8 protein-coding genes are annotated in these 9,633 nt (G+C 65.7%); 3 read left to right on the top strand and 5 right to left on the bottom strand.

Annotated elements, in window-relative coordinates:
* The 5 genes from ACXJL8_RS23975 to cysG all read right to left on the bottom strand — a co-directional run.
* On the bottom strand, positions 1 to 625 hold a 625-nt coding region (locus ACXJL8_RS23975), incomplete at its 3' end, for a phosphoadenylyl-sulfate reductase (RefSeq protein ID WP_456685692.1).
* On the bottom strand, positions 622 to 1,137 hold the full coding sequence (locus tag ACXJL8_RS23970; RefSeq protein WP_456620750.1) for a DUF934 domain-containing protein: 516 nt from the start codon (positions 1,135 to 1,137) through the stop codon (positions 622 to 624). The genes ACXJL8_RS23970 and ACXJL8_RS23975, both read right to left, overlap by 4 nt.
* Entirely contained in the window at positions 1,124 to 2,779 is a 1,656-nt protein-coding gene (locus ACXJL8_RS23965) for a nitrite/sulfite reductase (RefSeq protein ID WP_456620751.1), read from the bottom strand. The genes ACXJL8_RS23970 and ACXJL8_RS23965 overlap by 14 nt, the downstream gene beginning before the upstream one ends.
* A 30-nt stretch (positions 2,780 to 2,809) precedes the next feature.
* Positions 2,810 to 3,118 carry a DUF2849 domain-containing protein gene (locus ACXJL8_RS23960; RefSeq protein ID WP_456620752.1) on the bottom strand — a complete coding sequence of 103 codons (309 nt, stop codon included), beginning with the start codon at positions 3,116 to 3,118 and terminating at the stop codon, positions 2,810 to 2,812.
* Positions 3,115 to 4,539 carry a siroheme synthase CysG gene (gene cysG, locus ACXJL8_RS23955; RefSeq protein ID WP_456620753.1) on the bottom strand — a complete coding sequence of 475 codons (1,425 nt, stop codon included), beginning with the start codon at positions 4,537 to 4,539 and terminating at the stop codon, positions 3,115 to 3,117. The genes ACXJL8_RS23960 and cysG overlap by 4 nt, the downstream gene beginning before the upstream one ends.
* A 245-nt stretch (positions 4,540 to 4,784) precedes the next feature.
* Between cysG and cysD the strand changes: the two genes are divergently transcribed.
* From cysD to ACXJL8_RS23940, 3 genes are all read left to right on the top strand, one after another.
* On the top strand, positions 4,785 to 5,579 hold the full coding sequence (gene cysD, locus ACXJL8_RS23950; RefSeq protein WP_456620754.1) for a sulfate adenylyltransferase subunit CysD: 795 nt from the start codon (positions 4,785 to 4,787) through the stop codon (positions 5,577 to 5,579).
* 48 nt (positions 5,580 to 5,627) lie between these two features.
* Positions 5,628 to 7,544 (top strand): adenylyl-sulfate kinase, encoded by a 1,917-nt coding sequence (gene cysC / locus ACXJL8_RS23945; protein ID WP_456620755.1) that lies wholly within the window; start codon positions 5,628 to 5,630, stop codon positions 7,542 to 7,544.
* A gap of 377 nt (positions 7,545 to 7,921) precedes the next feature.
* The coding region (locus ACXJL8_RS23940; RefSeq protein ID WP_456685691.1) for a malate synthase G at positions 7,922 to 9,633 on the top strand (1,712 nt) is incomplete at its 3' end.

Here is a 9,633-nt window from a genome sequence, read left to right as displayed (position 1 = left end):
GCATACACACAACCGACAGGAAACCGGACTGCACCAGCGGATGGCGCGGCAATTTGGCGCGGACGAAAATCGCCTCGAGTTCCTCGCGCGAGACATTGGCGAAGGGATTGAATTTCAACCGCGCGCCGTCGTCCTCGACGACTGCAATGTCGGCGCGCGCACTGCCCTGGAAACGCTTGCGGCCGTTGATCCAGGCCGCGAACGGTTTCAGCGCACGCGCCAGCGGCTCCACTTTACGAATGCGGCAGCAGGCGTCGGGATCGGAGAACCAGAGGTCGCGGTCGGGATCATCGCGCGACAGCGTCTCCTCGGCCGGCTTGATCGAACGGACGTCCGTCAGGCCCAGCGTCGCGATCAGCGTGTCGCGATAGGCCAGCGTCTCCTCGAACAGCCAGCCGGTGTCGAGGAAGACCACCGGGATCGCCGGATCGACATCCGCCATCACCTTGAGCAGCGTCGCCGATTCCGTGCCGAAGGAGGACACCAACGCAAGCTTGTCGCGGCCGACCGTCTTCAGGGCCGCGGCGATGATCTCCGCGGGCGAGGCATCGCGCAGCGCGCGGTCGAGCTCCGCCGCCGAGGGCCGCTCAGAGAGCTTTGAAACCTGAGGTGCGACTGCGTTCACGTGCCGACACCCTCGGAGTGCCGCAGCTGCATGCGCCGGTGCAGCGCGGTGATCCGGCCGTCGCCGGTCGGCTGGTAGAACACCGAATAGCGCTTCGCGGTCTGCATGAAGGCTTCCGCGTCGGCCTGCTTCTTGACCTCGAAGGCATCGAAGCCGGCGCGCAGCATGAACACGAACTGGTCGCGCAGCACCTGGCCGGTGGCCCGCAGCTCGCCACGATAATTGTAGCGCTCGCGCAGCAGCCGCGCCTGGCTGTAGGCACGTCCGTCGCGGAAGCTCGGGAACACCAGCGCGACGACGGCAATCTTGCCGAGATGAGGCACGAGCTCGGCGATGTCGCGATTGTTCGGCCAGATCACGCCGATTTTGCCGCCGCGCTTGAGCAACGCTTCCGCGTCGGCCAAAAAGCGCTCAGCCGGTACCAGGATGTCGCCGCCCTCGGGCAGCGGCGTGTCGACGGCGAGCTTGACGAAGCTGTCGTCGGCGATCTTTCCGCCGTTAACGAGTGGCATAGACGCGCTCCTTGAAGGGTTCGACGCCGAGGCGCTTCACGGTGTCGACGAACAGCTCCTCCGGCCGCTCGCGCAGCGCGAGATAGGCTTCCACGATATCCTCGATGACGTCCGCGACCTCGTCGAACTTGACGCCGGGGCCGATCAGATTGCCGAGCGCGGCACTCTCGTCGGCACGGCCGCCGATCGTGATCTGGTAGACCTCCTCGCCGTTCTTCTCGACGCCGAGAATGCCGATATGGCCGACATGGTGATGGCCGCAGGCGTTGATGCAGCCGGAGATGTTGATGTGGAGACGGCCGATCAGGTTGGCCAGCTCGTGGTTGGCGAACCGCCGCGTCAATTCCTGAGCGATCGGGATCGAGCGCGCATTTGCCAGCGAGCAATAGTCGAGACCCGGGCAGGCGATGATGTCGGTGATCAGGTTGACGTTCGGCGTGGCGAGCCCGAGCTTGTCGAGCGCCTTCCACAGCGCCGGCAGGTCGCGCTTGGCGACGTGCGGCAGCGCGAGGTTCTGCTCGTGGCCGACGCGGATCTCACCGAAGGAATATTTGTCGGCGAGATCGGCGAGYGCATCCATCTGCTCGGCCGTGGCATCGCCGGGAGGCGCTCCGATCGGCTTCAGCGAGATCGTGACGATGGAATAGCCGGGGTTCTTGTGCGCGGCGACCGAGTTCTTGCGCCAGGCCTCGAAGCCGGGATCAGCCGCGGCCTGCCGCAGCTCGTCCGGCATGTGCGGCAGCTTCTCGTAAGCGGGATAGATGAAGCGCGAGCGGATGTCCTCGATCACCTCGTCGTCGATCTGGAGCGAGGAATTGCGGATTTGCTGCCACTCTTCCTCGACCTCGCGCGAGAATTTCTCGATGCCGAGCTCGTGCACCAAAATCTTGATGCGCGCCTTGTAGATGTTGTCGCGGCGTCCATACTGGTTGTAGACGCGCAGGATGGCCTCGATATAGCTGAGCAGATCACGGCCATGGACGAAGTGCTTGATGGTCTTGCCGATGAACGGCGTGCGGCCGAGACCGCCGCCGACCAGCACCTCGAAGCCGGTCTCGCCCTTCTCGTTCTTGATCAGACGCAGGCCGATGTCGTGAACCTTGATCGCGGCGCGGTCGTGGTCCGACGCGGTGATCGCGATCTTGAACTTGCGCGGCAGGAACGAGAATTCCGGATGCAGCGTGGTGTGCTGGCGGATCAGCTCCGACCAGATGCGGGGATCCTCGATCTCGCCGGGCGCGACGCCGGCCCACTGGTCCGAGGTGACGTTGCGCATGTTGTTGCCGGAGGTCTGCATCGCATGGATGCCGACCTCGGCGAGATCGGCGAGCGCATCCGGCAGGTCCGACAGCTTGATCCAGTTGAACTGGATGTTCTGCCGCGTGGTGAAATGGCCGTAGCCGCGGTCATATTTGCGCGCGACATGGGCAAGCGCCCGCAACTGGTTCGACGCCAGCGTCCCGTAGGGGATCGCGACGCGGAACATGTAGGCGTGCAGCTGAAGATAGACGCCGTTCTGCAGGCGCAGCATCTTGAATTCGTCTTCGGTGAGCTCGCCCGAGAGGCGGCGCTGCACCTGGTCGCGGAATTCCGAGACGCGCTCATTGACCAGCGTGCGGTCGATTTCGTCGTAAGCGTACATGATTGAAGTGCCTTACAGCTCGACCTGCGATCAGACCGGCAAGTCGATTGTCACGCCATCGCGGCGGATCTGCTCGCGCAGATTGCCGGGCAGGATCTTGCCGGCTTCGTCGACCTGCACCGGTGCGATATAGGGACCGATGGCGCCGACGTCATCGGCAACGGCTTCGGCGAGCAACGCTTTTGCCTCGTCGGAGTTTTTCACGATCGCGGCGTCCGCCAGGTCCGCCGACCAGCCCTTGGCAGCGGTGCGGTAGACGACAACGCCATCCCAGGTGCGGTTCGCCGTCACCACGGAGGAACCGTTGATTTTGAGTTTCTGTTGCAGAGGAGAGGTCATTCGGCAGCATCCAGCAGGTCAGAGATGATTTGTTTGGGTGTTTCGCGGCGAAGCGAGCCGGCATGCCGGACCACGTCGCCGATGATGAGAATGGCGGGACCGCCATGGGTCCGCCGCACCAGCTCGGGCAGGTCGCGCAGCGTGCCGATCGCGCCCTGCGCATCGGGACGCGTGACGCGCGCGAACACGCCGACCGGCGTTTCCGGCGAGCGGCCGGCGGCGAACAGGCCGGCACGCACGGCGGGTGCCGCGGTCATGCCCATGTAGACCACGACGGTCATTTTGGTGTCGGTCAGCGTCGACCAGTCCACGGCTTCCGCATCGCGCGCCTTGTGCGCGGTGAGGAAGGTGATACGGGTCGCCTCGTGACGGTAGGTCAGCGGCACCTCGAAATCGGCGGCGCCGCCGAGGCCTGCGGTGATGCCGGGAATGATCGAATAGGGGACGCCGGCCGTGCGCAAGGCTTCAATCTCTTCGCCGCCGCGGCCGAACACGAAGGGATCGCCGCCCTTCAGCCGCACCACGCGCTGGCCGGCTTGCGCCGCCTCGATCATGCGCTTGTTGATGGCGTCCTGGCCGATGCCGGGCTTGCCGACGCGGCGGCCGACCGGAACGCGCGTGGTGTCGCGGCGGATGCGGTCGAGAATTTCCGGCGAGACCAGCTCGTCATGAAAGACGATGTCGGCATCCTGCAATGCGCGCAGCGCCTTGATGGTCAGCAGATCGGGATCGCCGGGGCCGGCGCCGACCAGCGTGACGGAGCCTTCCGGCTTGTCGTCGCGCGCGAACGCGGACGGATCGGAAATCGTCTTCAGCGCCGCTTCGGCCTCGCCCTTGCGGCCGGCGAGCACGGCGGCCCCGATCGGGCCGTCGATGACGCGTTCCCAGAAACGGCGGCGCAGCGGAAACTCGGCGATACGCTCGTTGATGGATTTGCGGAAGCCGCCGATGAACTCGGCGAGCTCGCCGATGCGGGCCGGCAGCAGCGCCTCGATCTTCTCGCGAACGCGCCGCGCCACCACCGGTGAGGTGCCGCCGGTGCCGACCGCGACCACGACGTCGCCGCGATCGACGATCGCCGGGAAGATGAAGCTGGAATGGTCGAGATCATCCATAACGTTGACCGGCAGGCCCAAAGCCTTGGCGCGTACCGACATCGCAACACCGACATCGCCGGCACCGGCGCAGACGATCGCGATCACGCCGGAAAGGTCGGCGGTCAGCGGATCGCCATCGGCAAGCGCAATCTGCGCCGTGTCATCAGATCCGAGGCCGAGATCACGATTGCCGTCGATCGCATGCACGCGAAGGCGCGCGCCGGCAGCCGCGAGCACGCGCAGCTTGGCGCGCAAAAGCTCGCCCGCGCCGATGAGGACCACCGGACCGGCCTTGAGATCGAGGAACACCGGCAAGAACCGCATGCGATACTCGCTTCCCCCACATACGGGGTTGACTGGAATTATTTTCTATATATGTCTCGTTTCGAGCGCGCAAAGAGAAAATTTTTTCTTCTCTCCCGCGCTGCAACTATAGAATTTTCGCCTCCAAACGCAAAGTGGCAGAGATGCATCTTCTCAAGGACGATTCCGCTGCTGATCGACTGAGCAGCCCCGCGCTCACCGGACGCGTGCGCGCGCAAGAATTTTCTGCTGAACTTGCCCCCAGCATGGACCATCTCGACCAGCTCGAAGCGCAGAGCATCTACATCTTCCGCGAGGCCTTTGCCCGGTTGAAGAAGATCGCGCTGCTGTGGTCGCTCGGCAAGGACTCCAACGTCATGATCTGGCTGGCGCGCAAGGCCTTCTTCGGCCGCTTGCCGTTCCCGGCCCTCCATGTCGACACCGGCAAGAAGTTTCCGGAAATGTATCGCTTCCGCGATCATTACGGGAAGGAATGGGATCTCGACCTGCGTGTCGAGCCCTGCCCGCCCATCGATGCCGTCGACCCAACGCTGCCGCCGGCCGCCCGTTCCGCCGCGCGCAAGACCGAGGGCCTCAAGCTGGCGCTCGCCAAATACGGCTTTGACGGCCTGATCGCCGGCATCCGCCGCGACGAGGAGGCGACGCGTGCCAAGGAGCGCGTGTTCTCGCCGCGCGGGCTCGAAGGCAATTGGGACGTGCGCGACCAGCCGCCGGAGTTCTGGGACCATTTCAACGCCTCGCCGCCGCAGGGCGCGCATTTGCGCATCCATCCGATCCTGCATTGGACCGAGGCCGACATCTGGGCCTACACCAAGCGCGAGAACATCCCGATCATCCCGCTGTATCTCGCCAAGGACGGCAAGCGCTATCGCTCGCTGGGTGATCAGGACATCACCAATCCGGTCGCTTCGACCGCATCGACCATCGACGAGATCCTGGTCGAGCTCGAGCAGACCAAGGTGCCGGAGCGCGCCGGGCGCGCGCTCGACCACGAGACCGAGGACGCTTTCGAGCGCCTGCGCGTCGCCGGCTATCTCTGATCCCAAGGACCTGATTCAAGGACCTGATCTCAAGGACGCAACGCGGCTATGAACATGATCGTCCCCACGGCTTCGCCCGCCACCCCGAACGGCACGACGCGGCCGCAAGTCCGCATCGTCATCGTCGGCCATGTCGACCACGGCAAGTCGACGCTGGTTGGCCGCCTTTTGCATGAGACCGGCAGCCTGCCCGACGGCAAGCTCGACATGCTCAAAGCCGTCAGCGCACGGCGCGGCATGCCGTTCGAATGGTCGTTCCTGCTCGACGCGCTCCAGACCGAGCGCGACCAGGGCATCACCATCGACACCACGCAGATCCGCTTCCGCACCAATTCGCGCGACATCGTCCTGATCGACGCGCCCGGCCATGCCGAATTCCTGCGCAACATGATCACCGGCGCCTCGCAGGCCGACGGCGCGGTGCTGATCATCGACGCGCTCGAGGGCGTGCGCGACCAGACAAGGCGGCACGGCTATCTGCTGCATCTGCTCGGCGTGAAGCAGGTCGCGATCGTCGTCAACAAGATGGACCGCGTCGACTTCTCCGCGGAGCGTTTCAGGGAGATCAGCGACGAGATCTCGGCGCATTTGCAAGGCCTCGGCGTAAAGCCAACGGCGGTGATCCCGATCTCGGCCCGTGATGGCGACGGCGTCGCCGAGCGCACCGACCGCATCGGCTGGTACAAGGGCCCGACCGTGGTCGAGGCGCTCGACCGGCTCGAGCCGGCGCGCCCGCTGGAAGCGCTGGCGCTGCGGCTGCCGGTGCAGGCGATCTACAAGTTCGACGACCGCCGCATCGTCGCGGGCCGCATCGAATCCGGCAGCCTGGTTGCCGGCGACGAGATCGTGATCATGCCGGCCGGCAAGATCGCCAGGATCAAGACGGTCGAGAGCTGGCCGGTGACGCCGGTGGCCGGACCTCAGGGCGCGGGCCGCTCGGTCGGCATCACGCTCGACCGCGAATTGTTCATCGAACGCGGCGACATCATCGCGCACACGGCCGCCGCCCCGCGCGAGACGCGCCGGCTGCGCGCGCGGATCTTCTGGCTGCACGACAAGCCGCTCGCCAAGGGCGACCAGCTGCTGGTGCGCAGCGGCCCGAAGGAAAGCCGCGCCACCGTGGTCGCGATCGAGAAGGCCGTCGATCCCGGCGAGCTCTCGAGCATCGAGAACAAGGCGATCGGCCGCAACCATGTCGGCGAGATCGACATCTCGCTCTCCAGTCCAATCGCAGCCGATCCCTACACCGAAAATCCGCGCACCGGCCGCCTCGTGATCGAGGTGTCCGGCCGCATCGCCGGCGGCGGTCTGGTGCTGTCGGTCGATGCCGGCCAGCGCGCCGTTCCCGTCGACATCGTGCCGGTGGAATCCGCGCTGCGGCCCGACGAACGCTCGGCGCGCTACCGCCACAACGGCGCGGTGGTCTGGCTCACGGGCCTGCCGGCTTCGGGCAAGTCGACGCTGGCGAAGGCGCTGGAGCGGCGGCTGTTCACCAATGGCGGCTCGCCGATCCTGCTCGATGGCGACACGCTGCGGGCCGGCCTCAACAGCGATCTCGGCTTCTCCGCCGCCGATCGCAGCGAGAACATCCGCAGGCTCGCCGAGGTCGCCACGCACCTCGCCCGTAACGGCCACATCGCGATCGTCGCCGCGGTTTCGCCGGCGCGCGAGGACCGCGCCACCGCGCGCCGCATCGCCGACACCACGTTCCGCGAGATCCACGTCGCAACGCCCGCGCAAGTGTGCGAGGAGCGCGACCCCAAGGGCCATTACAAGAAGGCCCGCGCCGGCGCGCTGGCGTCGTTCACCGGCATCGGCAACGACTACGAGAGGCCCGAGGCCGCCGAACTCGTGATCGACACCTCGACGCGAACGGTTGCCGAGGCGGCCGATGAGATCGAACAGATGCTGAAAGCGACCGGCGTGCTGTTCGACGAGCTGGTGGATCTCGCCGCAAATATTTGAGGCGCCGATTATCGCGCCACATCATCGGTGTCGTCCCGGCGAAGGCCGGGACCCATACCACGTGATCTTTCGGTGGGGATGAGGTGCGAGTCCCGGACTACTAATCTTCGCCAAACTACTTCCTGTGGTTATGCGTCCCGGCCTTCGCCGGGACGACGCCGGGGAGAGATCGCGCCCATTGCTTTGGCATTTGACGCCAGATGCCGTCCTCGCCGGCCCGCCCACCTCGCCTTGACATTTTGACAGGCGTCGGGGGCCTTCTCACGGCCCCGATTTTGAGGCTAATAGGACCCTGAAAGCTGCCCTTTGCGGGCGCATTTTGCTGCTGTCGGGTCAAAAGCAGCCAAAAACAGCCATTTCCAACAAGAAAGCCCATCATGAAACGCGTCGACGCCCACGGACTGAAGATCGCCCCCGTCCTGTTCGATTTCATCGCCAAGGAAGCGGCCCCGAAGACGGGAATCGCGCCCGACGCGTTCTGGGCCGGGCTCGCCGCCATCATCCGGGATCTCGGACCGAAGAACCGCGCGCTGCTCGCGGTCCGCGACACGCTGCAGACCAAGATCGACGACTGGCACCGCGCCAGCAAGGGCAAGCCGTTCGACATCAACGCCTATACCGCCTTCCTGAAGGAGATCGGCTATCTCCTGCCCGAGCCGGCGACGCAGACCGTCGAGACCGCCAATGTTGATGAAGAAATCGGCAAGATCTGCGGGCCGCAGCTCGTCGTGCCCCTCACCAACGCACGCTACGCGCTGAACGCGGCGAATGCGCGCTGGGGCTCGCTCTATGACGCCTTCTACGGCACCGACGCGATCCCGCATGATGCGGGCGACGCCGGCAAGGGCTACAACAAGGCACGCGGCGACAAGGTGATCGCCAAGGCCAAGGCGTTCCTCGATGCCGCCGTGCCGCTCGCGACCGGCAGCCACACCGACGTCACCGCCTATAGCGTGGTCGCCGGCCAGCTCGCGGTGAAGCTGAAGAGCGGCAACGCCACCGCGCTGAAGAACGCCGCGCAGTTCGCGGGCTTCCAGGGCGATGCCGCCGCGCCCTCCGCCGTGCTGCTCGTCAACAACGGCCTGCACGTCGAGGTCAGGATCGACCGCAGCAACATCATCGGCAAGGACGATCCGGCCGGCGTCGCCGATATGCTCATGGAGTCCGCGGTCTCGACCATCCTCGACATGGAGGACTCGGTCGCGGCGGTCGATGCCGAGGACAAGGTGCTGGTCTACCGCAACACGCTCGGCCTGATGAACGGCACGCTGTCGGCCGATTTCGAGAAGGGCGGCAAGACGCTGACGCGCGCGCTCAACAGTGACCGCAGCTACAAGACGCCGGACGGCAAGGGCGAGGTCAAGCTGCACGGCCGCAGCCTGCTGCTGATGCGCAATGTCGGCCATCACATGTTCACCGACGCGGTGCTGGACGAGAAGGGCGAGGAGATTCCGGAGGGCCTGCTCGACGCCGCCGTCTCGGGCCTGCTTGCGATCCATGACCTCAAAGGCAATTCCAAGGTCAGGAACAGCCGCACCGGATCTGCCTATATCGTCAAGCCGAAGATGCACGGCCCCGACGAGGTGTCGCTGACCTGCGAGATCTTCGACCGCGTCGAGAAGATGCTGGGGCTTGCCGAGAACACCATGAAGGTCGGCATCATGGACGAGGAGCGGCGCACCACCGTCAACCTCAAGGCCTGCATCCAGCGCGCCTCCAAGCGCATCATGTTCATCAACACCGGCTTCCTCGACCGCACCGGCGACGAGATCCACACCTCGATGGAAGYGGGGCCGATGATCCGCAAGAACGAGATGAAGGCGCAAGCCTGGATCAAGGCCTATGAGGACTGGAACGTCGACATGGGCCTGATCGACGGCCTGCCCGGCCACGCCCAGATCGGCAAGGGCATGTGGGCCGCGCCCGACAAGATGGCGGACATGCTTGCGCAGAAGCTTGCCCATCCGCAGGCCGGCGCCACCACCGCCTGGGTGCCGTCGCCGACCGCAGCGACGCTGCACGCGCTGCACTACCACCAGGTCAACGTGATCGCGCGGCAGCAGGAGCTTGCCAAGGGCGGCCCGCGCGC

Source organism: Bradyrhizobium sp. P5_C11_2 (assembly GCF_054049755.1).
This window is presented reverse-complemented; position numbering and strand designations above follow the sequence as displayed.